Here is a 24,578-nt window from a genome sequence, read left to right as displayed (position 1 = left end):
TAGCGTTGCCGGCGTTGACCGGCATTGCCGTGGATCAGGCGCTGATCTTCGCTTGCGCGGCCAAGCGGTTGATCGCCCGTTCCAGTTCATCCAGCGCCAGCGCCGCTTTCGGGTCGTCCTGTTTGAGCAGGGTTTCACTGCGCTGGCAGGCTGCGCGCAATTGCGGCACGCCGCAGTAACGCGTCGCGCCATGCAAGCGATGCACGCGTTCGAGCAAGGCATTCTGGTCGTGGCTCTCGCGGGCGGTGCGAATGGCTTCGCGGTCGGCTTCCAGTGAGGCGAGCAGCATGGCCAGCATGTCCGCCGCCAGATCCGCTTTGCCGGCGGCCAGGCGCAAACCTTCCTCGTGATCGAGCACCGGCAGCTCATGGTTGCCCGCAGCACTGTCGCTGACCCGCTCTGGCCCTTGATTGCGCAAGGCCAGGCCGGTCCATTTCAGCACCACTTGCGCCAGTTGCCGCTCGCTGATCGGTTTGGTCAGGTAGTCGTCCATGCCACTTTGCAGCAGCGCGCGTTTTTCGTTGGCCATGGCGTGGGCGGTGAGGGCGACGATCGGCAGCGGCGTGCAATGCCGCTCGCTTTCCCACTGGCGAATGGTTTCGGTGCTCTGGCGGCCGTCCATGCCCGGCATCTGCACGTCCATCAGCACCAGATCGAAAGACTCGCTCTGCACCGCTTTGACCGCCGCGTAGCCACTTTCCACCGCAAGTACCTTGGCGCCCATGTCTTCGAGCAGGGTTTGCACCAGCAGCAGGTTGGCCGGGTTGTCGTCGACGCAGAGCACTTTCGGCGCCCGGCTGGACAGCGGTTCGCCCGGTTCATTGCGCGGCTGGCGCGGGTTGACCAGATCGGCCAGCGCACGGCGCAATTTGCGTGTGCAGGCCGGTTTCGCTTGCAACTGACTGTGCGGGTTCGGCACCGACAAATGGAACAGCGTCTGTTCGGTGGTCGGGCACAGCACCAGCACTTTGCAGCCGAGGTGTTCGAGGTCCCAGATGTGCTGATTCAAACGCTCGGGCAGCATGTCGTTGCTGGTGATGCCGATCACCGCCAGATCAATCGCCTGATCGGTCTGGTGCGCGCCGGTAACGCCATTGGTCAAGGTTTCAAGAGTGTTGAACGGTGTGACATCGAGGCCACAGTCTTCCAGTTGATGCTGCAAGGCCTGCCGCGCCAGTTCGTGATTCTCCAGCACCGCCACGCGGCGCCCGAGCAATGGCGCGGCCGGCAAGTCTTCGGCGTCGTCGCGGGTTTTCGGCAGGCTCAGGCTGATCCAGAATTCCGAGCCTTCGCCCGGTGTGCTGTCGACGCCGATTTCGCCGCCCATCTGTTCGATCAGGCGTTTGGAAATCACCAGCCCCAGACCGGTGCCACCGGGCTGGCGCGACAGCGAATTGTCGGCCTGGCTGAACGCCTGGAACAACGCGCGCACGTCCTGATTCGACAGGCCGATACCGGTGTCCTGAATGCTGATGCGCAGTTGCACGCTGTCTTCCTGCTCATCTTCAAGCATCGCGCGGGCGACGATGGTGCCTTCGCGGGTGAATTTGATGGCGTTGCTGACCAGATTGGTGAGGATCTGTTTCAGACGTAGCGGATCACCGACCAGCGACAGCGGCGTATCGCGATAGACCAGACTGACCAGTTCCAGCTGCTTGGCATGCGCGGCGGGGGCAAGGATAGTCAGGGTGTCCTGCAGCAGGTCGCGCAGGTTGAACGGAATATGGTCGAGCACCAGTTTGCCGGCCTCGATTTTCGAGAAGTCGAGGATCTCGTTGATGATCCCCAGCAAGCTGTCGGCGGACTTTTCGATGGTGCCCAGATAATCGAGCTGGCGCGGGGTCAGTTCGCTTTTCTGCAACAAATGCGTGAAACCGAGAATGCCGTTGAGCGGCGTGCGGATTTCGTGACTCATGTTGGCGAGGAATTCGGATTTGATCCGGCTGGCCTCCAACGCTTCTTTGCGCGCCAGATCCAGTTCGATGTTCTGGATTTCGATGGTTTCCAGATTCTGCCGGACGTCTTCGGTGGCCTGATCGACACTGTGCTGCAATTCTTCGCGAGCGTTTTGCAGGGTGCCGGCCATGCGGTTGATGCCGGAGGCCAGTTCATCCAGCTCTTGACTGCCGAGCGGCGGCAGACGCGTTTCCAGGTGACCATCCTTGAGCTGCGCGACAGCTTGTTTGATCTGGCTCAGCGGACGGTTGATGGTGCGGCCCATGCGCAATGCCAGCAGCGCCGCGCCCGCCAGACCGGCGGCGATCAACAGCAGACTGGCAAACAGACTGCGATAACCGCGCAGCAGCATGCCGTTGTGTGACAGCTCCAGTTCGACCCAGCCAAGCAAACGGTCGGACTCTTGCGGGATCAGTTCGCCAGCGAGGTTGCGATGCTTGCCAAACACCGGCATCAGGTAACGCGTCGCGTCATTGCCGCTGCGCCGTTGCAAATGCGCGCTGTCGCCGCTGGGCGCCTGATTGAGCATGGTCGGGCCAGCATGCGCCAGCGGCGAGCGATCCGGGGCGAGGAAGGTCACCGCGCGCACGTCCGGTTGTTCAAGAGACTGAGTGGCGATGCGCTCCAGCAGTTCGCTGTTGCCGTGGCCCATGGCGGGTGCCACCAGCGGCGCCAATTGCTCGGCGATCATTTCGCCACGCTGCATCAATTGGCTTTGCAAGTCGGACTGCTGCGTCCAGGTGAAATATCCACCCAGCACCAGCGCCATCAGGCTGGTCGGCAACAAGGTCAGTAACAACACGCGACCTTTGATTCCCAGTTTCTTGAGCACGCCTATCTCCTGCATCCCGCTGATCTGTTGACTCATGCGTGCATCCGGCACGCGACATGGGCGCAGTGTAGCGATTTGCTCGCAGGCAATCTCCGGAAAAATGTGCTCAGGGTGGGTCGGGGCGCCGGTGCTCGTTTGTCAGAAAGGGCAGCCTTGTGTTGCCCGCTGTCCGACAATCTTGAATAATCGCGCTCAACTGAGAATTACTTGCAGATACTCATGACTCCTGTTTCCGTCGGCCAGCCACGCATTCTTTCCATCGAAGACGATCCTGTCCTTGGTGCCTATGTTCACGAACATCTGGGGCGCAGCGGCTTTCAGGTGACCTGGTGCCAGAATGGCCAGGAAGGTCTGAGCATCGCCAAACGCCAGCCGTTCGACGTGGTGCTGATGGATATCCTGCTGCCGGGCATGGATGGTTTGAATGTGTTGACGCAATTGCGCCAGAGCCATTCGACGCCGGTGCTGCTGATGTCAGCCCTCGGCGCCGAGGCGGATCGCATCAGCGGTTTCCGTCTCGGTGCTGACGACTATTTGCCCAAGCCGTTCAGCATGGCCGAGTTGCATGTGCGCATCGAAGCGATCCTGCGCCGGGTCGCGCTGGATCGGCGCCCGGCATCGCTGGCGGCGCCAGTGGCGGTCGGTACGTTGCGTTTCGACGATGAGCAGTGCGATGTGTTTTTTCGCGAACAAGCTGCCGGGTTGACCCGCAGTGAATTCCGCTTGCTCGAAACCCTCAATCGCAACGATGAGGAAGTGCTGAGCAAAGCCTTCCTTTATCAACACGTTCTGCAGCGCGGCTACGCGGCCCACGACCGCAGTCTCGACATGCACATCAGCCAGATCCGCCGCAAACTCAAAGCCATCGGTTACACCGAGCGTGAAGTGCGCACCGTCTGGGGCAAGGGTTACGTTCTGAGCGCGGCTGATGAAACGCTCTGAAGTGCCGGGGCGGCATTCGCTGTTCTGGAAACTGGCGTTTTTGCTGGTCGCGTTCTGTCTGCTGATGATCTGGCTGAGCTGGTCGTGGGGCCGTTATATGGAGGAGCGCAATCAGTTCCTCTCCGACGAAGCGCACGGCACCCTCAGCCGCTATGCCGCGCAAGCGGAGCAGGCCTGGCAGCGCGGCGGCCGCAGCGGGGTCGATGACTGGTTGCAGAGCATGGAATTGCGTGAAGCCAGTTGGGTCGGTGTTATCGGCGGCAATTTGCAGTCGCTGGGCAATGATCCGCTCAATGATCAGGAGTTGCAGCGCCTGACCTTCCTGCGCGGCCTCGACTGGCCGATTCACAAACAGGGTCGGCCGTGGCTGCGCATTCCTTTTCCCAAAGAACCGAGTGCCGGCAGTCTGGTGATCGAATTGCCCGAGCGTTTCCTGCCAGGCAAATATCGCGTGTTCTGGCGCGTCATCACCAACGGCGTGATTCCCGGTCTGTTCACGTTATTGCTGTGTGTCGGTCTGTATCGCTTGCTGGTCGTGCCACTGAACAACCTGCGCGAACAGGCCAATGCCTGGCGCGCCGATCAATTGAATGTGCGGCTGTCGAGCGGCATCACCCAGCGCCCGGATGAACTCGGTGAGCTGGCCAGGGCGTTCGACTCGATGTCCGAACGCCTGCAATCCACCGTCGCTTTGCAACAGCAACTTCTACGGGATCTGTCACACGAGTTGCGCACACCGTTGAGCCGGCTGCGCGTTGCCAGCGAAAGCGAACAGGGTTTGCCGCAATTGCGCGAACGCATCGGTCGTGAAGTCGACGGCATGCAACGGCTGGTTGAAGACACGTTGCAACTGGCCTGGCTCGACACCGATCGCACCCCGCTGCCGGATGAAGCCATTCAGATTCAGGCCTTGTGGGAAATGCTCACCGATAACGCCTGTTATGAAAGCGGCTGGCCGAGTCTGCAATTGCAGTGTTCGGTCGAGGCCTCGTGCTGGGTGCGTGGCAACCTGAATACGCTGGCGCAGGCGCTGGAGAACATTTTGCGCAACGCGATTCGGCATTCGCCTGCGGGCGGGATTGTGCGTCTTGATGGACGGCGCGATGGCGATTTCTGGCATCTGTGGCTGGAAGATCAGGGCGGCGGCGTAGCGGAAGGGGATCTGGAACGGATCTTCTCGCCGTTCACCCGCCTCGACGGCTCGCGGCCCGGCGACGGTGGTTTTGGCTTGGGGCTGAGCATCGCGCGCAATGCCGTGCAGCGTCAGGGCGGAAGTATTTGGGCGGAGAATGGCGGGGCGGGGTTGCGGTTGAATCTGCGGTTGGTGGCGGATGACGGTGTCGCGCCGACTGACGCCTTCGCGAGCAGGCTCGCTCCCGCATTGGAACTCGGTTCGCCGCAGATTGTGTGAACAACACAGATCTCCTGTAGGAGTGAGCCTGCTCGCGATGTAGTCCATTCGGGTGGCCAATCCTCCGGTTTTGCGGGAGCGCTCGCCTTTTTTTGTACGACATTTCCCAAGCTGCATCGGCGGTCATTTCAAGCTTCCTGAAGGGGTTAGGCTCGTGCTTCACCTGATCTCCAAGGAATTGCGCATGACTGTATCCAGACTTACTGGCAGCCCGGATGGCGAACGTTTCAACGAAGTGCTCGCGCTGATTCACAGTTCCAGACATAAGGCCATGCAAGCGGTCAATACACAGCTGATTGAGCTTTATTGGCAGGTGGGGGCGCATATCAGTCGTAAGATTGAGCAGGCGGAGTGGGGCGATTCGGTCATAACTCAACTGGCCGCACATCTGGCGTATACCCAACCGGGCTTGCGTGGTTTCACCCGACCAAATCTGTTCCGAATGCGTCAGTTTTATGAAACCTATCGGGACGATCCAATTGTCTCACCACTGGTGAGACAATTGCCGTGGACTCATAACATGATCATTTTGAGCCAAAGCAAACACCCGGAAGAGCGTGGGTTCTACCTGCGAATGGCCGTTCAGGAACAGTGGTCGAAGCGCGAATTGGAACGCCAATTCAAGTCTGCTTTGTTTGAACGAAGCGTCACCGATCCTGCAAAAGCCTCCGCCGCACTGAAACAAAATCATCCCGAAGCTCTCGAGATATTCCGCGATTCCTACATGGTCGAATTTCTCGATCTGCCCGGCGCTCATTCTGAAACCGATCTGCACCAAGGCCTGCTATCTCGCCTCAAGGAATTCCTGATCGAACTTGGTCGCGACTTCTGCTTTGTCGGTTCCGAATATCCGTTGCAGGTAGGCGGTCGGGATTTCTCTCTCGACCTTCTGTTCTTCCACCGAGGGCTCAACTGCCTTGTAGCCATTGAACTCAAGGTCGGCCGTTTTGAGCCGGAATACCTCGGCAAGCTGAATTTCTATCTGGAGGCGCTGGATCGCAATGTCCGCAAGCCTCACGAAAGTCCGGCCATCGGAGTCCTGCTGTGTGCAAGCAAGGAAGATGAGGTCGTCGAGTACGCTCTCAATCGCAGTCTTTCGCCCGCATTGATAGCGGAATATCAAACCTGTCTGCCGGATAAGCAATTGCTGCAGGCCAAGCTGCATGAGTTTTATGCAATGGATACGGCGCCAGCAGAAAATAGCGACTAACCGCTGCTTATTCCCATAAACCATAAGCACCGCACTTTGCGTGATATGGCCTGCGCGGGTTTGCCGGTATGATAGGCGCCCCCGCACGTCTGGATTGCGAATACGCCATGACCCTGCAGTACCCAACCATCGCCGATTGCGTCGGCAACACTCCGCTGGTGCGTTTGCAGCGCCTGCCCGGTGCCACCAGCAACACCCTATTGCTCAAGCTCGAAGGGAACAACCCGGCGGGTTCGGTCAAGGACCGTCCGGCGCTGTCGATGATCACCCGTGCCGAGTTGCGCGGGCAGATCCATGTCGGCGATACGCTGATCGAAGCGACCTCGGGTAACACCGGGATTGCGCTGGCCATGGCGGCCGCGATCAAGGGTTACAAGATGATCCTGATCATGCCCGACAACTCCAGCGCCGAGCGTAAAGCGGCGATGACCGCGTACGGCGCCGAGCTGATTCTGGTCAGCCAGGAAGAGGGCATGGAAGGCGCCCGCGACCTCGCCCAGCGTATGGAGGCCGAAGGCCGTGGCAAGGTGCTCGATCAGTTCGCCAATGGCGACAATCCTGAAGCGCATTACACCACCACCGGCCCGGAAATCTGGCGTCAGACCCAGGGCACCATCACCCATTTCGTCAGTTCGATGGGCACCACCGGCACCATCATGGGCGTTTCGCGCTACTTGAAAGAGCAGAGCGACAACGTGCAGATCGTCGGTTTGCAGCCGATGGAAGGCTCGGCCATTCCGGGTATCCGCCGCTGGCCGCAGGAATACCTGCCGAAAATTTATCAGGCTGATCGCGTTGATCGCATCGTCGACATGGCGCAAAGCGAAGCCGAGGACGTGACCCGCCGTCTGGCCCGCGAAGAAGGCATCTTCTGCGGCGTGTCCTCGGGCGGTGCGGTGGCAGCGATGCTGCGCCTGTCCCAAGAACTTGAAAACGCGGTGATCGTCGCGATCATCTGCGACCGTGGCGACCGATATCTGTCGACCGGCATTTTCGACGCGCCCAACTGATGGCCAAGCACGAGAGAGGCCTGCGCTTCCAGCCCACCGGCGGTAGCAAGGCCGCGCAAATCCCGACCGGCAAAAAACAGCGCTTGAACATCGAGCGCCTGGCCAATGACGGTCGCGGTATCGCGTTTTTCGAAGGCAAAACCTGGTTCGTCCTCGGCGCCCTTGCCGGTGAAGAGGTCGAAGCGCGGGTGCTCGGCGCCCACGGCAAAGTGGTCGAGGCGCGCACCGAGCGCGTGTTCAAGGCCAGCGAACTGCGTCGCCCGGCACCGTGTCAGCACGCTGGCCGCTGCGGCGGTTGCAGCGTTCAGCATTTGCCCCACAGCGAACAGCTTGCCCTGAAACAGCGCATGCTCGCCGAGCAATTGTCGCGCGTCGCCGGTGTCGAACCTCAAGAGTGGGCAGCGCCGCTGACCGGTCCCGAATTCGGCTATCGCCGTCGCGCCCGGATCGCGGTGCGCTGGGACATGAAAGCGAAGAAGCTTGAAGTCGGTTTCCGTGCCGCCGGCAGTCAGGACATTGTCGCGATCAGCGAATGCCCGGTGCTGGTACAGCCCTTGCAACCGATCATGACCCGTTTACCGGAGATGCTTCGTCGTTTGAGCAAGCCGCAAGCGTTGGGTCACGTCGAGTTGTTCAGTGGCTCGTCACTGGCGGTGTTACTACGACACATGGCGCCGCTATCCGAAGCGGATCTGAACATCCTGAAGGACTTCTGCCAGTTCCATGAAGCGCAACTGTGGCTGCATGGCGAAGGTGAACCGCATCCGGTCGATGCCTCGCAAGCGCTGGGCTATCGTCTGGAGCAGTGGGATCTGGATCTGGCGTACCGGCCGGGTGACTTTATCCAGGTCAACGCCGGCGTCAACGAGGCAATGGTGGCGCAGGCACTGGACTGGCTGAAACCGGGTCGCGATGAACGCGTGCTGGATCTGTTTTGCGGCCTGGGCAACTTCGCCTTGCCGCTGGCCAAAAGCGTGCGTGAGGTGGTGGCGGTCGAAGGCGTGCAGACCATGGTCGATCGCGCCGAAGCCAACGCCGCCAGTAACAATTTGCATAACACAAAGTTTTTTCAAGCCGATTTATCGCAGCCTTTGAGCCATGCTCAGTGGATCGGCAACGGCTTTTCTGCGGTACTCTTGGACCCACCGCGTGACGGTGCTTTCGAGGTGGTTCGCAAGCTGGCGACCCTGGGTGCCAAACGGTTGGTGTATGTGTCGTGCAACCCTGCAACTCTGGCGCGCGACACGGTCGAATTGATCAAGCAGGGCTACCGGTTAAAACGTGCCGGGATTCTCGATATGTTTCCTCAGACGGCACATGTCGAGGCCATGGCGTTATTTGAAGCGAGCCAGGATGGCTCGTCTGAATCCGTCTGATCTGTCCGCACAGCGCTCGCTTTAGCCCCGCGAGCGCAAACGAGCAACAAGGATCAGCGATTTGACGCATTGAATCTGCGTCGTAGGGAAGGTAAAGCAAGATGGTACAGGTGAGAGCACACCAGCCGATCAACACTGACGGCAGTATCAATCTCGAGGCTTGGCTCGATCACGCGGTCAGTGTCGATCTGGCACTGGATCGCGAAGCCTTGAAAGAAGCCTGCGAGTTCGCTCGCGAGGCCGAACAACAGTCCAATGCCAAAAAGAATCTGTGGGCCGAAGGCTCCGGCAGTTTCAGTACTGGCCTGGAGATCGCCGAGATTCTCGCCGACCTCAAGCTCGATCAGGATTCGCTGGTCGCGGCGGTCTTGTATCGCGGCGTACGCGAGGGCCAGATCGAGCTCGCGGCCATCGGCCAGCGCTTCGGCCCGGTGGTGGCCAAGCTGATCGACGGCGTGCAGCGCATGGCCGCCATCAGCGCCAGTCTCAGCCCGCGTCAGTCGATGGTCATGGGCACGCAAGGGCAGGTGGAAAACCTGCGCAAGATGCTCGTGGCGATGGTCGACGACGTGCGTGTTGCGCTGATCAAACTGGCCGAACGTACCTGCGCGATCCGTGCGGTGAAAACCGCCGACGACGAAAAGCGTAACCGTGTCGCCCGCGAAGTCTTCGACATCTATGCGCCGCTCGCGCATCGTCTGGGCATCGGTCATATCAAATGGGAACTGGAGGACTTGTCCTTCCGCTATCTCGAGCCGGATCAATACAAACAGATCGCCAAGTTGCTCCACGAGCGGCGGCTTGATCGCGAGCGTTTCATCGCCGACGTGATGACCCAGCTCAAGGACGAATTGCAGGCCACCGGCGTTGACGCCGACATCAGCGGCCGGGCCAAACACATCTATTCGATCTGGCGCAAAATGCAGCGCAAGGGTCTGGAATTCAGCCAGATCTACGACGTGCGTGCGGTGCGCGTGCTGGTGCCGGAGATGCGCGACTGCTACACCGCGCTGGGTATCGTCCACACCTTGTGGCGGCACATCCCGAAAGAATTCGACGACTACATTGCCAACCCGAAAGAGAACGGCTACCGCTCGCTGCACACCGCGGTGATCGGCCCCGAAGGCAAAGTCCTCGAAGTGCAAATCCGTACGCATTCGATGCACGAAGAAGCCGAACTCGGCGTCTGCGCGCACTGGCGCTACAAAGGCACCGACGTCAAATCCGGCTCGAACCACTACGAAGAGAAAATCTCCTGGCTGCGTCAGGTTCTCGAGTGGCACGAAGAGCTGGGCGATATCGGTGGTCTGGCTGAACAGCTGCGTGTCGATATCGAGCCGGACCGGGTCTACATCTTTACCCCTGACGGTCATGCCATCGATTTGCCGAAAGGCGCGACGCCGCTGGACTTCGCTTACCGCGTGCACACCGAGATCGGCCACAACTGCCGTGGCGCCAAGATCAACGGGCGCATCGTTCCGCTCAACTACAGCCTGCAGACCGGTGAGCAGGTCGAGATCATCACCAGCAAGCACGGCACGCCGAGCCGCGACTGGCTGAACTCCAACCTCGGTTACGTCACCACCTCACGGGCGCGGGCGAAGATCGTTCACTGGTTCAAATTGCAGGCGCGCGACCAGAACGTTGCCGCCGGTAAAACCCTGATCGAGCGCGAACTGACGCGCCTCGGCCTGCCAGCGGTGGACTTCGACAAGCTGGCCGACAAGGCCAACATGAAAACCGCCGAAGACATGTTCGCCGCCCTCGGTGCCGGCGACTTGCGTCTGGCGCAACTGGTCAACCTGGCGCAGCAACTGGTCGAGCCGGAGCGCGGTAACGAGCAGCTGGAACTGATTCCACGCAAAGCCACCGGCTACAAACCGGGCAAGCGTGGCGACATTCAGATTCAGGGCGTCGGCAACCTGATGACACAGATGGCCGGCTGCTGCCAGCCGCTGCCGGGCGATGCGATCGTCGGTTACATCACTCAGGGCCGTGGCGTGAGCATTCACCGTCAGGACTGCGCTTCGGTGCTGCAACTGGGCGGGCGTGAGCCGGAGCGAATCATCCAGGTCAGCTGGGGCCCGGTGCCGGTGCTCACCTATCCGGTGGACATTGTCATCCGTGCCTACGACCGTTCCGGTCTGCTGCGTGACGTCTCGCAAGTGCTGCTCAACGAGCGCATCAACGTGCTGGCGGTCAACACCCGCTCGAACAAGGAAGACAACACCGCGCTGATGTCCCTGACCATCGAGATCCCGGGTCTGGATGCACTGGGGCGGTTGCTCGGGCGCATATCGCAGTTGCCGAACATCATCGAAACGCGGCGTAACCGTACTCCGTGATGTGGCTTCTCTGTGGGAGCGAGCCTGCTCGCGAAGAGGGCGTGTCAGTCGACAACAATGTTGCAGACACACCGCTTTCGCGAGCAGGCTCGCTCGCACAATGGTTTTGTGGTGAGAGATAAATGATGTACAGCCTTGAAGACCTGCTCCACCTGATGAACCGCCTGCGCGATCCGCAGTTCGGTTGCCCGTGGGACATCAAGCAAACCTACGCGACCATCGTCCCGCACACCCTCGAAGAAGCCTACGAAGTGGCCGACGCCATCGAACGCGGCGACTTCGATCACTTGCAGGGTGAACTCGGCGATCTGCTGTTCCAAGTGGTGTATTACAGCCAGTTGGCCAAGGAAGAAGGGCGCTTCGAATTCGCCGGGGTGATCGACAGCATCACCCGCAAACTGATCCGTCGTCACCCTCATGTGTTCCCCACCGGTGATCTCTACGCACCGCTGGATGTGCCGCGCTTGAGCGAAGAACAGGTCAAGCAGCGCTGGGAAGAAATCAAGGCTGAAGAGCGCGCCGAGAAATCCGCCGCACCCGAGCAACTGTCACTGCTCGACGATGTGCCGGCAACGTTGCCGGCCTTGTCGCGTTCGGCCAAGTTGCAGAAGCGCGCAGGGCAGGTCGGTTTCGACTGGCCGGACGCCTTGCCGGTGCTCGACAAGGTGCGCGAAGAGCTCGATGAAGTCCTCGAAGCCATGTCGGAAAACGATCCCGTCGCCGTGGCTGACGAAATCGGCGACCTGCTGTTTTCCGTGGTCAATCTGGCCCGGCATCTGAAGGTCGATCCGGAAACCGCATTGCGTGGTGCCAACGGCAAGTTCGAAAGACGTTTCCGATTTATCGAACAGGCATTGCGCGATACACACCGTCCCATAGAAGATTGCACCCTCGAAGAGTTGGACGCCCTGTGGGGTGAAGCCAAACGTCAGGAAAAGAATGTGCCCGGCTGCGGCTGAGCAACTGCCCAAGTGAGTAAGTCCCATGAGTATTTCCCTTCGCGACCAGTTGCTCAAAGCAGGCCTGGTCAACCAAAAGCAGGCCAAGCAGGTCAGCAAGGACAAGCAGAAGCAGCAGCGTCTGGCCCACAAAGGCCAGATCGAACTGGATGACTCGCAGCAGCGTGCCGCCCAGGAAGCCATGGCCGAGAAGGTAAAGCGCGACCAGGAGCTGAACCGTCAGCAGAAAGAGAAAGCCGAGGCCAAGGCGCGTGCGGCGCAGGTCAAGCAGTTGATCGAAGTCTCGCGTCTGCCGAAGCTGACCACCGAGGACTACTACAACTTCGTCGACGACAAGAAGGTCAAGCGCATCTCGGTCAACACGCTGATGCGCAACAAGCTCAGCAGCGGTTCGCTGGCGATCGTGCACCATGCCGGCGGCTACGAAGTGATTCCGCGTGAAGCGGCCCTGAAGATCCAGGAGCGCGATCCACAGCGTATCGTCCAGCTCAACGTGCAGACCGAAGAGGTCAGCACCGAGGACGATCCGTATGCGGCGTATCAAATCCCTGATGATCTGATGTGGTAAATCGATAAAGCCGTAACAACGACAAACCCCGCTCATGGCGGGGTTTGTCGTTTTCAATGCTGTGGTTGAATCAGGAGGAGCGGGTGTCGCGCTGTTGTTCTTGCACTTCGAGTTCGGCCTTGTAGTTGTGGGCATCGATCTCGTTGTGGAACATGCCGACCAGCAAGTCTTGTTGATGCACATCCCAGATGCGGATACCGGCGGCTACGCCTTCGTGGGACATGTGTGAATCGTCGCGTTCAGTTACTTTTACAGTCATCTGCTAGCTCCAAATCTCAAGTTATCTGCAGCAAGGCGTGTGCAGGACTCTGTTATAGGATTTGTTAGCCTGCTAAGTAAACGGCTGATTTGTGCAAGGTGTTGTTGCGTTTTTTGCAACAGTGCTGCAGCCCGCGTAATCCGCGACATTCGGTCGCAGGGCGCAAAGTTTCATGACAGAAGTTTCATCTCCAGAGCGCTCTGGATCCCTGTCTTTGATCGTTCCCACGCTCCGCGTGGGAACGATCAACAACACGGACCGGTAGTTTCCCGGCTAATTTCTGAAGGCAAAAAAAACGCCCCGAACCAGTCGGGGCGTTTTCATGTGTGGCTCAGCAGCGGGGAATTACTTGCCTTCCCAGCGCTTCAGCACCAGCGTGGCGTTGGTGCCGCCGAAGCCGAAGCTGTTGCTCATCACGGTGTTGATGGTGGCGTTCTCGCGGGTCTTGGTCAGCACCGGCAGATCGGCCACTTCCGGGTCCAGCTCGTCGATGTTGGCGGAACCGGCAATGAAGTTGCCTTCCATCATCAGCATGCAGTAGATCGCTTCGTGAACGCCGGCGGCGCCCAGGGAGTGACCGGACAGGCTCTTGGTCGAGCTGATCGCTGGAGCCTTGTCGCCGAACACTTCACGCACACCTTTCATTTCCGCGACGTCGCCGACCGGAGTCGAGGTGCCGTGGGTGTTCAGGTAGTCGATCGGCGTATCAACGGTGGACATCGCCATCTGCATGCAGCGGATCGCGCCTTCGCCACTCGGGGCAACCATGTCGTAACCGTCGGAGGTCGCGCCGTAGCCAACGATTTCCGCGTAGATCTTCGCGCCACGGGCCAGAGCGTGTTCCAGCTCTTCAACCACGACCATGCCACCACCGCCGGCGATGACGAAACCGTCACGGTCGGCGTCGTAGGCACGGGAAGCCTGTTCCGGGGTGTCGTTACGCTTGCTGGACAGAGCGCCCATGGCGTCGAACAGGAACGACTGGCTCCAGTGCTCTTCTTCACCGCCACCGGCGAAGACGATGTCCTGCTTGCCCATCTGGATCTGTTCCATGGCGGTACCGATGCAGTGAGCACTGGTGGCGCAGGCAGAAGCGATGGAGTAGTTCAGGCCCTTGATCTTGAATGGCGTGGCCAGGCAAGCGGAAACGGTGCTGCTCATGGTCCGCGTGACACGGTATGGGCCAACGCGCTTCACGCCTTTCTCGCGCAGGATGTCCAGCGCTTCCATCTGGTTAAGCGTGGAAGCACCACCGGAGCCAGCCACCAGGCCGGTACGCGGGTTGGACACTTGCTCTTCGGTCAGGCCGGAGTCAGCAATGGCGTCTTTCATGGCCAGGTAGGCGTAAGCCGCTGCGTGGCCGACAAAGCGATAGATCTTGCGATCGATCAGCTCTTCAAGGTTGAGGTCGATGGAGCCGGAAACCTGGCTACGCAGACCCATTTCAGCATATTCCGGGTTGAACCGGATGCCAGGGCGGCTTGCACGCAGGTTAGCGGAGACGGTCTCTTTGTCATTGCCCAGGCACGAAACGATGCCCAGACCAGTGATAACGACGCGGCGCATGCGAATAACCCTTAGAAGTTGTCAGTGGAGGTGAACACGCCGACGCGAAGGCCTTCGGCGGTGTAGATTTCGCGACCGTCGACAGTCACCGAACCATCGGCAATGGCCAGGTTCAGCTTGCCCTTGAGGACGCGTTTGATATGAATGTTGTAGGTGACTTTCTTGGCGGTCGGCAGTACCTGACCGAAGAACTTCACTTCGCCCGAACCCAGCGCACGGCCACGGCCCGGCAGGCCTTGCCAGCCCAGGAAGAAGCCGACCAGTTGCCACATGGCATCCAGACCCAGGCAGCCCGGCATCACCGGATCGCCTTCGAAGTGGCAGGCGAAGAACCACAGGTCAGGGTTGATATCCAGCTCGGCGACCAATTCACCTTTGCCGTACTTGCCGCCTTCTTCGCTGATCAAAGTGATGCGATCAACCATCAGCATGTTCGGGGCGGGCAGTTGCGCGTTACCTGGGCCGAACAGCTCACCGCGACTGCAGCGCAGCAAATCTTCCCGAGTAAAGGCGTTTTGTTTGGTCATGCGAGCTCCTCAATAATCCCATGCGGCAGGTGGGGCAAATCTTCCCGACCGTTCGAAGCGTTCATGCCTCGAACCGGCAGCCTACTCATAGACTATTGCGTTGTGGTGAAAGTCACAGCACCAAGGACATGAATGTACACTTGTGCACTGAAATTTTTATTCAAGCCCCTTTTGAGGCTCGTTCGGGTGCCTAAGACTGCCGCACTTTCGCTTTTCACGCCAGTCGCAGATGGTCGAAAGGCCCACACTACGACACCCAGCGCTGCAGAATCTGCTGCAGATCATTACGTTTGAACGGCTTCGCCAGATAATCGTTCATGCCCGCCGACAAACAGGTTTCGCGGTCGCCCTGCAAGGCATTGGCGGTCAGCGCGATGATCGGCACGTCGCTGCGTCCGGGCAGGCGCCGAATCTGCCGGGTGGCCTCATAGCCATCGATAATCGGCAAACGGCAATCCATCAGAATCACTTCAAAGTCACCGCCCTCGGCACTGCGTACCGCTTGTGCGCCATCGGTGGCGACACTGACAGTAAAGCCCAGACTGCGCAGCATCGCTTCGATAACCGTCTGGTTCACCGGATTGTCTTCCACCAGCAAGACATTGCGTCCTTCACCATGGCTGTTGCCGTTCAGCACACCTGGCGCGGCCAATGGCGGCAGCGCCTGCTTATAAAGTGCCAGTGGAATTTCCAGAGTGAACACCGAACCGCGACCTTCCTCGCTCTGCGCGCGCAAAGTGCCGCCCATGCGTTCGGCCAGTGTTCGGGCGATCGGCAGACCGAGACCGGTGCCGCCGTAACGTCGTGAGATCGAACTGTCGGCCTGCTGGAAAGCGTTGAACATCAACTCCAGACTTTCAGAAGAAATACCGATGCCGCTGTCACGCACCGAACAGGTGAACCACAACAGTTCGTGATCCAGCGACTGCCACTGCGCCTCAATGCTGACCCGGCCCTGTTCAGTGAACTTCAGCGCATTGCCGACCAGGTTGACCAGAATTTGTCGGATCCGCGTCGGATCGCCCTGCACTTGCAAACCGCGCATGTCGTCCGGGATCCGCAGATTCAGCGCCAGCCCTCGCTGCACCGCGCTGTGCTGGAACGACTGGGCGCAGGCGCCGATCAGTTCGGCAAGGTTGAACGGGATGTGCTCCAGTTCCAGCTCCGAGCGCTCAATGCGAGAGAAGTCGAGAATATCGTTGATGACTTTCAGCAAGTGCTCGGTGGACTCCGAGGCTAGGGCGGCGTATTCGACCTGCTCCTCGGTCATCTCGGTGGTTTCCAGCAGTTGCAGCATGCCCAGTACACCGTTCATGGGCGTGCGCAGTTCATGGCTCATCATCGCCAGAAAGTCGGATTTGGCGTTGTTGGCTTTCTCCGCCTCTTCTCGGGTCTGGATCAGTTGCGCCATGGCTTGGTGCTGCTCACGACTGGCTTGCTCCAGAGCCTGAGCGAGGTTGTTGATGTGCTGCGACAGCGCGCCCAGTTCGGTGTCGTCGACAATCGGCAACGGGGTTTTGTAGTCGCCGTCCTGAATCGCTTTGACCGCGTCACCAATGTCGCGGATTGGTTGCGACAGGCTGCCGGCCAGGCGCCGTGCTACGACAAAGGTGAAGAGCAGGGCGAACAGCGCGAGAATCGCGGCCTTGAGCAGGATTTCCTGCTGACGCTGGCTAAAGGCGTCGTTGGACAGGCCAACAATCACCCGACCCAGATAATCCTCATTGGCCGCACCGTTGCTGACCTTGCCGTCCTGGAAAAAATCATTGTGCAGGGCGATGCGTTGCAGGCGCACCGGTGCCTGAAACACTTCGACCTGATGTGGCCGACTGTGCGCGGCGGCGGGTTGTTCGACGTAAACCAGAATCCGGTTGGCGCTGTCCTGTACTTCAAGAAAACGCACGTTGGGCGTGGCCAGTGTGGCTTTGAGCAGGCTCTCCAAAACTTCGTTGTTGCCGGAAATCACCCCGTATTCGGTGGCCGGCGCCAGTTGGTTGGCGATCAGTTGGCCGGTGTGGTTCAGCTCCTGGCGCAAATCCTGAATGCGCACAAAGGTAAAGAAGCTGATCAACAGCAAGGTCAGCAACAGCGCCGGGCCCAGGCTGATCAGCTGGGTGCGGGTGTTGATGTCCCAACGGCGACGAAAACTCATGGGCGGCGTTCTCCTTCTGCCAGCGCGCTGGCGACAGAGGCGTCATTCAGCGGTTCGATACCCAGTGAACGAGCGACCTGCGGATTACTTGAGACTTTAAAACGTGCGGGATAGAGCGCTCGCGGCCAACTGGTCGGCGGTTGGTCGAGTAGTTGATCGAGGATTGCCAGCCAGTCGTTCTGGTCGCTGTAACTGCTGGCCAGGCTGCCGGCGCGGACGAACGCAACGTTGGGGCCGACCAGCGCGACTTGCCGTGAGTAGCTGCTGAGCAACAGGTTTTTTACGGTTTTCGGGTTGTACAGATCGGGATCGTCGAGACCCAGCAATACGTCGCTGTTTTTCAGCACGGTTTGCAACGGGCGGCTGTCGTGGGTGTTGTCCCAGCGCTGGCTGACGATTTGCAGATTCAACGGCGCGGCAACGAGATTCAGCTCTTTGAGGAGGAATTCGCTGTGCTCATCGAACAACACGCCGATCCGTCGGGCCTGGGGCAGAATACGGCGGATCAACTGCAACTGTCGGCTCAGCGGCGGATCACTCCAGAGCAAGCTCAGGTGCGCCGGTTGCGCAGTGCCCAGGCGCTGGCGGGCTTGCAGGCGACTGATGCGCAGCACCAGCGTTGCCGGGCCTTGAGATTCTTGCAGACGCCAGTCGAGACTCGGCAGATCGAGCAGAATCAGCCGTAGCCCGGCGGGCAGTTTTCCCGGTGCCGGCAGACTGGCCAGCGGCTGGAAACGCACGTTGTCGGTCGGGCGCAGTTCGTTCAGCGCCTGCACGAACGCTTGTACGCCGGGGCTTTCCTCGGCACCGGTCAACAGGATATCGGCGGCCTGCACCGCCACGCCGTGCAGCCATGCGGTCAGAAACAGGCAGAACCCCGCCAGCCAGTGGCCAAGGGTTGGCATCTTCCGTGACGGCCCGTAGCGCATCCTAGAACTCCAGCTCGGCGCTGAAATACATCACCCGGCGTTCGTCGTAATTGTTGTCGACGAAAGTGCTCGGCTCATGGTCGAGGCGTTGTTGCAGCACGCCGGCCAATTGCAGCTGCGCTTTGCCCAGCGCGATGCGTTTGGCGATGCGCGTGTCGACGCGCTCGAAGCGGTAACCGTTGAGGGCGTTGTCGCCGTAATAGAAGAGGGCGCTGTTCCAGCCATGTCCCCAATCGCGCAGCCATCCGGCCGAACCGCTGTTACGTGAAGTGAATTGCTGGTCCAGCGGATTGCTCGCCTCGGCATCGACAAAGGCGTAAGTGAAACGCAAACGATCGGCCAGGCTGACGCGCCAGTCGAGCTGGGTTTCGGTGCCACGAAACCGCGAGCTGTTGGCGTTGCTGGCGATGTATTGGTTATTGCGCAGCGGTTCACTGATCATTCCGGTGATCTCGTCGTAGAACAGCTTCACATCGAGGGCCAGACCGAGTTCGGCGAAATAGCCGTTGTAGCCCAGCTCCCGCGAGCGCATGTGTTCCTGATCGAGATCGCCCGGACCACGGGTCTTGACGAAGTAGCGCGCCGAGGACTGGCCGTAAGCCGAGGGGCGCAGATTGCTGACCTGATAGCTCCAGTTGACGTTGTTCTCGAACATGTCCGGCGAGCGGATCGCTTCCGAGTACACCGCACGCAGGCCGTGGCGCGGGTTGATCAGGTAATTGACGGCGAATCGCGGGGTCAGCGAACTGCCGATCAGTTGCGTGTTTTCGAACATCGCACCGCCCTGCACCAGCCAGTGTTCGGTGGCACGCCATTCCAGTTGGCCGAACGCGCGCCACGTGGTGTCGTCCAGCGTGCCGTTGAAGTAGGTCTCGGAGTCAGCGCGGTCGTAACGATAGTTCATGCCGCTGACCAGACGCAGGCTATCGGACAGGCTGAGGGTGTCCTGCAATTCGAGGTCGTAACGTGATTCCCGGGCGCTCTGGTCGATGTCGCCGCACAGGGTTCGACTCGCACCGTTGCGCCACTGATCGAGCACCTGATTGGCCAGGGCCATTTCCTGCGGTGTTCCGGGCGCGGCGCCGGGGCCGGTGAACTGCGTGATGTTGCGCGCCAGGCGTTCGGTGTAATTCGGGTTGAGTTGCCACAGTTGCGTCAACTCGGGGCTGAACGACACCTCGGCATCGCAGGCGCGCCAGGTCTGCTGACGATCCCAGTGTTGCGCCGAGCCTTGTATATAAAGGCTGTGTTCGGGGTTGATGTCGAGGTTCCAGCGCACCGAGCCGGCATAGTCCTTGGCGACCACGTCGGAATTGTTCCCGGCGGCGGTAATCCCGGAGAACACCGGACGGTAGGTGTACGGCCGCTGGTTTGTCCCGTCCTTTGCGTTGACCTGCCAGTCGAGACTCTGATTATCGCTGAGGGTGTGGCTGACCGCGAGGCTGAAGCGATTCAAGCGGCGGCTGTCACGGTAATCGGCGCCGCTGCGATCGCTGTCAAAGCCATCATCTTCCTGGCCGGACAACGACAGGCGCAGATCGCCGCCATTCCAGCCGGTGCCCTGACTGGCATAAAAATCATTGATGCCACGCTGACCACGGGTGTACTTCAACCGAGTGCCGTGGCTGTCCGCCGGATGACGAGTAATGATGTTGACCACCGCCATCAGCGCGTTGGCGCCGTAACTGACGGTGTTCGGGCCGCGAAAGACTTCGATACGCTCGATGTCTTCCATGGCCACCGGAATATCGCTCCAGTCCACCGTGGACAAACCGGCGCGGTACACCGAGCGGCCGTCGATCAGCACCTGCATGCGCCGTGCTTCGCTGGCGTTGGTGCCGTGGTAGTTGACCGCCGCCTGATTGCCGCTGATGTTGCCGACCATCATCCCCGGCACCAGCCGCAGCAGTTCGCTGATGTCGCGGGCACCGCTGGCGTTGATCAGTTCGCTGTCGAGTACGGTCATGCTTCCCGGCACTTCCGCCGGCGTCTGTTTCAGACGCGTGGCGGTCAGCACCTGGGGCAGTGCTTCGTTGTCCATGAACAGGTCGTCCGCCAGCACTAGCGGGCTGAACAGCAGCGCCAGTAAGACAGACGAACGCGGGGACGCAGAGCCAAAAGACACGACACAACCTTGATAGCGAAGAATTGGCGCGCATGTTAACCGAGGGGCGCGACTTTTCCAGTCACGTTGCAGGCATTTTCCTAGGTTTTATTGGTCTTCTTCCTACAAGTGTCGGTAATTGTTGCTGGGGCTGGCCGCGCGTGGGGCGCCCCGTATAATGCCGCCATCGCCACTGGTATGGATTAACGGATTGCATATGACTGAACAGCGCCCGATTGCGGTCCTGGGAGGCGGAAGTTTTGGTACCGCCGTGGCCAACCTTTTGGCCGAGAACGGCCATCAAGTCCGGCAGTGGATGCGTGACCCCGAGCAGGCCGAGGCCATCCGGGTCAATCGCGAAAACCCCCGTTACCTCAAAGGCATCAAGATTCTGCCGAGCGTGACCGCCGTCACCGACTTGCAGGAAACTCTCGACGTCTGCGATTTGTGTTTTGTCGCGCTGCCTTCCAGCGCGCTGCGCACGGTACTCGCCGCCCACGCCGAGCGCCTGAGCGGCAAGATGCTGGTCAGCCTGACCAAGGGCATCGAAGCGCAGACTTTCAAGCTGATGAGCCAGATTCTCGAAGAGATCGCCCCGCAAGCGCGCATCGGCGTGCTGTCCGGGCCGAACCTGGCGCGGGAAATTGCCGAGCACGCACTGACCGCCACTGTGGTCGCCAGTGAAGACGAAGAATTGTGCAAGGCCGTGCAGGCTGCGCTGCACGGTCGCACTTTCCGCGTTTACGCCAGCGCTGACCGTTTCGGTGTCGAGTTGGGCGGGGCGTTGAAAAACGTCTACGCGATCATCGCCGGCATGGCGGTGGCGCTGGAGATGGGCGAGAACACCAAGAGCATGCTGATTACTCGCGCCCTCGCCGAGATGACCCGCTTTGCCGTGAATCAGGGCGCGAACCCGATGACCTTCCTCGGTCTGGCCGGTGTTGGCGATCTGATCGTCACTTGCTCGTCGCCGAAGAGCCGCAACTATCAGGTCGGTTTCGCGTTGGGTCAGGGCTTGAGCCTCGACGAAGCAGTGTCGCGCCTCGGTGAAGTCGCTGAAGGCGTCAACACGCTGAAAGTGCTCAAGGCCAAATCCCAGGAAGTCGGCGTGTACATGCCGCTGGTCGCCGGGCTGCACGCGATCCTGTTCGAAGGACGCACGCTGGAGCAGGTGATCGGTCTACTGATGCGAGCCGAACCGAAAACCGACGTCGACTTTATTTCCACCAGCGGTTTCAACTGAATCCAGCTTTTATCTACGGACAGGGGAGCAAGCCATGAACGATCCGAAAACCGAAGCCAAGTACGAATCCATCCTCCTGCGGGTGTTGTGGATGATCGTTTACGTGCTGGTCTGGCAAGTGGCGCAGTTCATCCTCGGCGCGGTGGTGCTGGTGCAACTGATCTATCGTTTGATCTATGGCGCCCCGAGCGCCAGCCTGATGAACTTCGGCGACAGCCTGAGCCAGTTTCTGGCGCAGATCGGCCGCTTCGGCAGTTTCCACAGCGACCAGAAACCGTGGCCGTTCGCCGACTGGCCAACGCCGCGTACCCCGGAAGGTGAGGCGCCACACGCCGTCGCGCCGGCGCCGCATCCGGTCCGGGATGAGGAACCCAAGCTATGAAACTCTGGGTATTGCGTCACGGTGAAGCCGTGCCTTACGGCTCGTGCCCCGACTCAGAACGGGAACTGACCGATCACGGTCGCAAAGAAGCCTTGAGCAGCGCCGCGCATTTGATCGGCCAGCCGCTGACGGCGATTTACGCCAGCCCTTATCTGCGCGCGCAACAGACTGCGCAGATTGTTCGCGAAGCGCTGGGTTTCGAGCCGGAAATTCGCACGGTCGAGTGGCTGACGCCGGAGGTTGATCCGGACAAGGTCACCGATCAGTTGGTGTCGGTGAGCAACGTGCTACTGGTCAGCCACAATCCGTTGGTGGGCAATCTGCTCAGCTATCTGCAGCATGGCGCCGGACATCCGCCGGAGCGGGTCAGCACTGCCGGATTGGCTGAACTGGAAAGCCCTGAGTTGCTGATCGGTTCGATGACCCTCAACAGCCTGAAACACCCGTAACGCTGATCCCTTGTGGGAGCGAGCTTGCTAGCGAAAGGGGCGTGTCATTCACCCTTTATGTGTCTGACAGCCTGCATTCGCGAGCAAGCTCGCTCCCACATTGGTTTCTGCCAACCCATGAAATTATTTGTTTGAATTTTCCAACCAAGCACTTGCTTGGTTGACTACGCTTGCTCCAGACCCAAAAAACAGGAGCGAGTCGCATGTCTGCCGCCTTCCGTTTGCCGCTGGACGTGTTCTACGAGCGTGAAGCCCGGCACCCGCGCCAGCGCTTTCTGGTGCAGCCCATCGGTGGCGGGCAGGTCGAGACGCTGAGCTGGGCGGATGTCGGCCATCAGGCCCGTTGCGCCGCACATTGGCTGCGCGCCCGTGAGTTGCCGCAAGGCAGCCACATCGCCCTGATCTCGAAGAACTGCGCACACTGGATCATTGCTGATCTGGCGATCTGGATGGCCGGACACGTTTCTGTTCCGCTGTATCCCAACCTCACCGCCGACTCCGTTGCGCAAGTGCTCAATCACTCGGAAAGCGTCCTGGCCTTCATCGGCAAGCTCGATGACTGGCCGGGCATGGCCAAAGGTGTGCCGGCCGATTTGCCTATCATCAGCCTGCCACTGCACCCGCCCGGGGATTTCGATTTCAGCTGGGCAGACTTGCAGCGCAGTTCGCCGATTCAGGACGATCCGCGCCCGGCGGCAGAGCAGTTGGCGACGATCATCTACACCTCGGGCACCACCGGGCTACCGAAAGGCGTGATGCACAGCTTTGCCAATCTCGGTTTCGCTACGACCCGTGGCACGCAACTGTTCGGGCTTAACGAGAACGATCGATTGCTCTCGTACTTGCCGCTGTGCCATGTCGCCGAACGCATGTTCGTGGAACTGGCGTCGATCTACACCGGGCAGACGGTGTTTTTCGCCGAAAGTCTCGAGACCTTTATCACTGACTTGCAGCGCGCGCGACCCACCGCGATGTTCGGCGTGCCGCGCATCTGGACCAAATTCCAGATGGGCGTGTACAGCAAGATCCCGGCGAAGCGTCTGGAATTTCTTCTCGGCCTGCCATTCATTGGCAAACGAGTCGGGCACAAAGTGCTGGCGGGGCTGGGGCTGGACGCCTTGCGCGTGGCGTTGTCCGGTGCCGCGCCAGTGCCGCAGACGCTACTTGCCTGGTATCAGAAACTCGGCCTCGATGTACTGGAGGTCTATGGCATGACCGAGGGTTGTGGCTACTCACACATCTGCCTGCCGGGGCAATACAAACAAGGCTGGATCGGCAAGCCATGCCCGGATGTCGAGGTGCGCATCGATGAGCTGGGCGAGGTGCAGGTGCGCAGTCAGGCGAACATGCTCGGCTACTTCAAGGAACCGCAGAAAACCGCCGAGACCCTGACCGAGGACGGCTTTCTGCGCACCGGCGACAAGGGTGAACAAGATGCCGAAGGGCGCCTGCGTCTGACCGGCCGACTGAAGGAAATCTTCAAGACCAGCAAGGGCAAATACGTCGCCCCGGCCCCGATCGAAAATCGTCTGGCGGTGCATTCGCGCATCGAACAAGTGTGCGTGGTGGGTGACGGTTTGAGTGCGCCGTTGGGGTTGTGTGTGCTGTCGAGCGTCAATCAGGAGGAGGGCCGGGCGAGTCTGCATTCGAGCCTGGAAAAACTGCTGGAAGAGGTCAACGCCGTACTCGACAAACATGAGCGCCTGCGTCGACTGGTGGTGGTCAAGGACAGCTGGGCGGTGGAAAACGGCTTCCTTACGCCGACCCTGAAGATCAAGCGCAACGTCATCGAAGACACCTATGGCGCGCGCTTCGAAGAATGGAGCGAGCGCAACGAGGCGGTGCTGTGGCAGGATTGAGCGACCACTAAAACAACAAAGGAAGTCTGCGATGAGCCTGTGGCGAACCACTCCGAACATCGAGCAGTTGAACGCAATCCAGAAGAACACCATCGGCGAAGTGCTCGACATCCGCTTCGAAGCGTTCGACGAAGAATCGCTGACCGCGAGCATGGTCATCGACCATCGCACCCATCAGCCCTACGGTTTGCTGCATGGCGGCGCCTCGGTAGTGCTGGCGGAAAGTGTCGGTTCGATGGCCAGTTACCTGTGCATCGATGCCAGCAAGTTTTATTGCGTGGGGCTTGAGATCAACGCCAACCATTTGCGCGGCTTGCGCAGTGGCCGGGTGACGGCAGTGGCCAGGCCGATTCACATTGGCCGCACCACCCATGTGTGGGATATCCGCTTGACCAGCGATGAAGGCAAGGCCAGTTGTGTGTCGCGCTTGACCATGGCGGTGGTGCCGTTGGGTGAGCAGCCGCCGGTGCGCTAATTGCGGCTGCTTTCGCGCATCGCT

General features: G+C 60.1%; 20 protein-coding genes. 13 read left to right on the top strand and 7 right to left on the bottom strand.

What is annotated here, in order from left to right; all coding sequences use genetic code 11:
• Nucleotides 1-34: 34 nt before the first annotated feature.
• The gene (locus ACZZ0G_RS04025; RefSeq protein WP_463558817.1) at nucleotides 35-2,788 is read right to left on the bottom strand and encodes a response regulator; all 2,754 of its coding nucleotides are present in this window, start codon (nucleotides 2,786-2,788) and stop codon (nucleotides 35-37) included.
• A gap of 219 nt (nucleotides 2,789-3,007) precedes the next feature.
• On the opposite strand from ACZZ0G_RS04025, the gene ACZZ0G_RS04020 reads away from it, so the two are divergent.
• The 8 genes from ACZZ0G_RS04020 to ACZZ0G_RS03985 all read left to right on the top strand — a co-directional run bounded on the left by ACZZ0G_RS04020 (nucleotide 3,008) and on the right by ACZZ0G_RS03985 (nucleotide 12,609).
• A complete protein-coding gene (locus ACZZ0G_RS04020; RefSeq protein WP_463395214.1) occupies nucleotides 3,008-3,730 on the top strand; it encodes a response regulator transcription factor in 723 nt (240 codons plus the stop codon).
• On the top strand, nucleotides 3,717-5,141 hold the full coding sequence (locus ACZZ0G_RS04015) for a histidine kinase sensor domain-containing protein (protein WP_463555380.1): 1,425 nt from the start codon (nucleotides 3,717-3,719) through the stop codon (nucleotides 5,139-5,141). Before ACZZ0G_RS04020 ends, ACZZ0G_RS04015 begins: the two co-directional genes overlap by 14 nt.
• Nucleotides 5,142-5,325: 184 nt before the next feature.
• On the top strand, nucleotides 5,326-6,351 hold the full coding sequence (locus tag ACZZ0G_RS04010) for a PDDEXK nuclease domain-containing protein (protein WP_463555379.1): 1,026 nt from the start codon (nucleotides 5,326-5,328) through the stop codon (nucleotides 6,349-6,351).
• 107 nt (nucleotides 6,352-6,458) lie between these two features.
• Nucleotides 6,459-7,361 (top strand): cysteine synthase CysM, encoded by a 903-nt coding sequence (gene cysM / locus ACZZ0G_RS04005; protein WP_463558816.1) that lies wholly within the window; start codon nucleotides 6,459-6,461, stop codon nucleotides 7,359-7,361.
• Nucleotides 7,361-8,737, top strand: a complete 1,377-nt coding sequence (gene rlmD, locus ACZZ0G_RS04000) for a 23S rRNA (uracil(1939)-C(5))-methyltransferase RlmD (protein WP_463555378.1) — start codon at nucleotides 7,361-7,363, stop codon at nucleotides 8,735-8,737. The genes cysM and rlmD overlap by 1 nt, the downstream gene beginning before the upstream one ends.
• Before the next feature lie 101 nt (nucleotides 8,738-8,838).
• Entirely contained in the window at nucleotides 8,839-11,082 is a 2,244-nt protein-coding gene (gene relA, locus ACZZ0G_RS03995; RefSeq protein ID WP_016987453.1) for a GTP diphosphokinase, read from the top strand.
• Between the two features lie 125 nt (nucleotides 11,083-11,207).
• Nucleotides 11,208-12,041, top strand: coding sequence for a nucleoside triphosphate pyrophosphohydrolase (gene mazG, locus ACZZ0G_RS03990; RefSeq protein ID WP_150706572.1), 834 nt, complete (start codon nucleotides 11,208-11,210; stop codon nucleotides 12,039-12,041).
• 25 nt (nucleotides 12,042-12,066) lie between these two features.
• The gene (locus ACZZ0G_RS03985; RefSeq protein WP_016987455.1) at nucleotides 12,067-12,609 is read left to right on the top strand and encodes a DUF2058 domain-containing protein; all 543 of its coding nucleotides are present in this window, start codon (nucleotides 12,067-12,069) and stop codon (nucleotides 12,607-12,609) included.
• A 70-nt stretch (nucleotides 12,610-12,679) separates the two neighbouring features.
• Here the strand turns inward: ACZZ0G_RS03985 and ACZZ0G_RS03980 are convergent, their stop codons facing one another.
• The 6 genes from ACZZ0G_RS03980 to ACZZ0G_RS03955 all read right to left on the bottom strand — a co-directional run bounded on the left by ACZZ0G_RS03980 (nucleotide 12,680) and on the right by ACZZ0G_RS03955 (nucleotide 20,167).
• On the bottom strand, nucleotides 12,680-12,868 hold the full coding sequence (locus tag ACZZ0G_RS03980) for a hypothetical protein (protein WP_129395072.1): 189 nt from the start codon (nucleotides 12,866-12,868) through the stop codon (nucleotides 12,680-12,682).
• Nucleotides 12,869-13,213: 345 nt separating this feature from the next.
• Nucleotides 13,214-14,434 (bottom strand): beta-ketoacyl-ACP synthase I, encoded by a 1,221-nt coding sequence (gene fabB / locus ACZZ0G_RS03975; protein ID WP_034155815.1) that lies wholly within the window; start codon nucleotides 14,432-14,434, stop codon nucleotides 13,214-13,216.
• A gap of 11 nt (nucleotides 14,435-14,445) precedes the next feature.
• Entirely contained in the window at nucleotides 14,446-14,961 is a 516-nt protein-coding gene (fabA, locus tag ACZZ0G_RS03970) for a 3-hydroxyacyl-[acyl-carrier-protein] dehydratase FabA (RefSeq protein WP_003227150.1), read from the bottom strand.
• Between the two features lie 247 nt (nucleotides 14,962-15,208).
• On the bottom strand, nucleotides 15,209-17,113 hold the full coding sequence (locus ACZZ0G_RS03965; protein WP_463555377.1) for an ATP-binding protein: 1,905 nt from the start codon (nucleotides 17,111-17,113) through the stop codon (nucleotides 15,209-15,211).
• Nucleotides 17,110-18,042: an ABC transporter substrate-binding protein gene (locus ACZZ0G_RS03960; protein ID WP_463555376.1), complete on the bottom strand. Its 933-nt coding sequence runs from the start codon at nucleotides 18,040-18,042 to the stop codon at nucleotides 17,110-17,112. The genes ACZZ0G_RS03965 and ACZZ0G_RS03960 overlap by 4 nt, the downstream gene beginning before the upstream one ends.
• A 1-nt stretch (nucleotide 18,043) precedes the next feature.
• Nucleotides 18,044-20,167, bottom strand: coding sequence for a TonB-dependent receptor plug domain-containing protein (locus ACZZ0G_RS03955; RefSeq protein ID WP_463555375.1), 2,124 nt, complete (start codon nucleotides 20,165-20,167; stop codon nucleotides 18,044-18,046).
• Between the two features lie 196 nt (nucleotides 20,168-20,363).
• On the opposite strand from ACZZ0G_RS03955, the gene ACZZ0G_RS03950 reads away from it, so the two are divergent.
• The 5 genes from ACZZ0G_RS03950 to ACZZ0G_RS03930 all read left to right on the top strand — a co-directional run bounded on the left by ACZZ0G_RS03950 (nucleotide 20,364) and on the right by ACZZ0G_RS03930 (nucleotide 24,554).
• Nucleotides 20,364-21,389 carry an NAD(P)H-dependent glycerol-3-phosphate dehydrogenase gene (locus ACZZ0G_RS03950; protein ID WP_463555374.1) on the top strand — a complete coding sequence of 342 codons (1,026 nt, stop codon included), beginning with the start codon at nucleotides 20,364-20,366 and terminating at the stop codon, nucleotides 21,387-21,389.
• 34 nt (nucleotides 21,390-21,423) lie between these two features.
• Nucleotides 21,424-21,771 (top strand): DUF4389 domain-containing protein, encoded by a 348-nt coding sequence (locus ACZZ0G_RS03945; RefSeq protein WP_008087808.1) that lies wholly within the window; start codon nucleotides 21,424-21,426, stop codon nucleotides 21,769-21,771.
• On the top strand, nucleotides 21,768-22,220 hold the full coding sequence (gene sixA, locus ACZZ0G_RS03940) for a phosphohistidine phosphatase SixA (protein ID WP_158954403.1): 453 nt from the start codon (nucleotides 21,768-21,770) through the stop codon (nucleotides 22,218-22,220). Before ACZZ0G_RS03945 ends, sixA begins: the two co-directional genes overlap by 4 nt.
• Nucleotides 22,221-22,423: 203 nt before the next feature.
• Nucleotides 22,424-24,079 carry an AMP-binding protein gene (locus ACZZ0G_RS03935; protein WP_463555373.1) on the top strand — a complete coding sequence of 552 codons (1,656 nt, stop codon included), beginning with the start codon at nucleotides 22,424-22,426 and terminating at the stop codon, nucleotides 24,077-24,079.
• A gap of 31 nt (nucleotides 24,080-24,110) precedes the next feature.
• Nucleotides 24,111-24,554 carry a hotdog fold thioesterase gene (locus ACZZ0G_RS03930; RefSeq protein ID WP_463555372.1) on the top strand — a complete coding sequence of 148 codons (444 nt, stop codon included), beginning with the start codon at nucleotides 24,111-24,113 and terminating at the stop codon, nucleotides 24,552-24,554.
• The last annotated feature ends 24 nt before the right edge of the window (nucleotides 24,555-24,578 follow it).

Source organism: Pseudomonas sp. AC169 (genome assembly GCF_979258515.1).
The sequence above is the reverse complement of the archived record's forward strand: the minus strand, read 5'-3'. Positions and strand labels throughout refer to the sequence as shown.

Coding starts and splice junctions, on each gene's coding strand:
- ACZZ0G_RS04010 (WP_463555379.1), top strand. CDS start 5,326: ATGACTGTATCCAGACTTACTGGCAGCCCGGATGGCGAACGTTTCAAC.
- fabB (WP_034155815.1), bottom strand. CDS start 14,434: ATGCGCCGCGTCGTTATCACTGGTCTGGGCATCGTTTCGTGCCTGGGC.
- ACZZ0G_RS03930 (WP_463555372.1), top strand. CDS start 24,111: ATGAGCCTGTGGCGAACCACTCCGAACATCGAGCAGTTGAACGCAATC.
- ACZZ0G_RS03945 (WP_008087808.1), top strand. CDS start 21,424: ATGAACGATCCGAAAACCGAAGCCAAGTACGAATCCATCCTCCTGCGG.
- ACZZ0G_RS03965 (WP_463555377.1), bottom strand. CDS start 17,113: ATGAGTTTTCGTCGCCGTTGGGACATCAACACCCGCACCCAGCTGATC.
- ACZZ0G_RS03950 (WP_463555374.1), top strand. CDS start 20,364: ATGACTGAACAGCGCCCGATTGCGGTCCTGGGAGGCGGAAGTTTTGGT.
- sixA (WP_158954403.1), top strand. CDS start 21,768: ATGAAACTCTGGGTATTGCGTCACGGTGAAGCCGTGCCTTACGGCTCG.
- ACZZ0G_RS03985 (WP_016987455.1), top strand. CDS start 12,067: ATGAGTATTTCCCTTCGCGACCAGTTGCTCAAAGCAGGCCTGGTCAAC.
- ACZZ0G_RS03935 (WP_463555373.1), top strand. CDS start 22,424: ATGTCTGCCGCCTTCCGTTTGCCGCTGGACGTGTTCTACGAGCGTGAA.
- ACZZ0G_RS04020 (WP_463395214.1), top strand. CDS start 3,008: ATGACTCCTGTTTCCGTCGGCCAGCCACGCATTCTTTCCATCGAAGAC.
- cysM (WP_463558816.1), top strand. CDS start 6,459: ATGACCCTGCAGTACCCAACCATCGCCGATTGCGTCGGCAACACTCCG.
- fabA (WP_003227150.1), bottom strand. CDS start 14,961: ATGACCAAACAAAACGCCTTTACTCGGGAAGATTTGCTGCGCTGCAGT.
- ACZZ0G_RS03980 (WP_129395072.1), bottom strand. CDS start 12,868: ATGACTGTAAAAGTAACTGAACGCGACGATTCACACATGTCCCACGAA.
- ACZZ0G_RS03960 (WP_463555376.1), bottom strand. CDS start 18,042: ATGCGCTACGGGCCGTCACGGAAGATGCCAACCCTTGGCCACTGGCTG.
- mazG (WP_150706572.1), top strand. CDS start 11,208: ATGTACAGCCTTGAAGACCTGCTCCACCTGATGAACCGCCTGCGCGAT.
- rlmD (WP_463555378.1), top strand. CDS start 7,361: ATGGCCAAGCACGAGAGAGGCCTGCGCTTCCAGCCCACCGGCGGTAGC.
- relA (WP_016987453.1), top strand. CDS start 8,839: ATGGTACAGGTGAGAGCACACCAGCCGATCAACACTGACGGCAGTATC.
- ACZZ0G_RS04015 (WP_463555380.1), top strand. CDS start 3,717: ATGAAACGCTCTGAAGTGCCGGGGCGGCATTCGCTGTTCTGGAAACTG.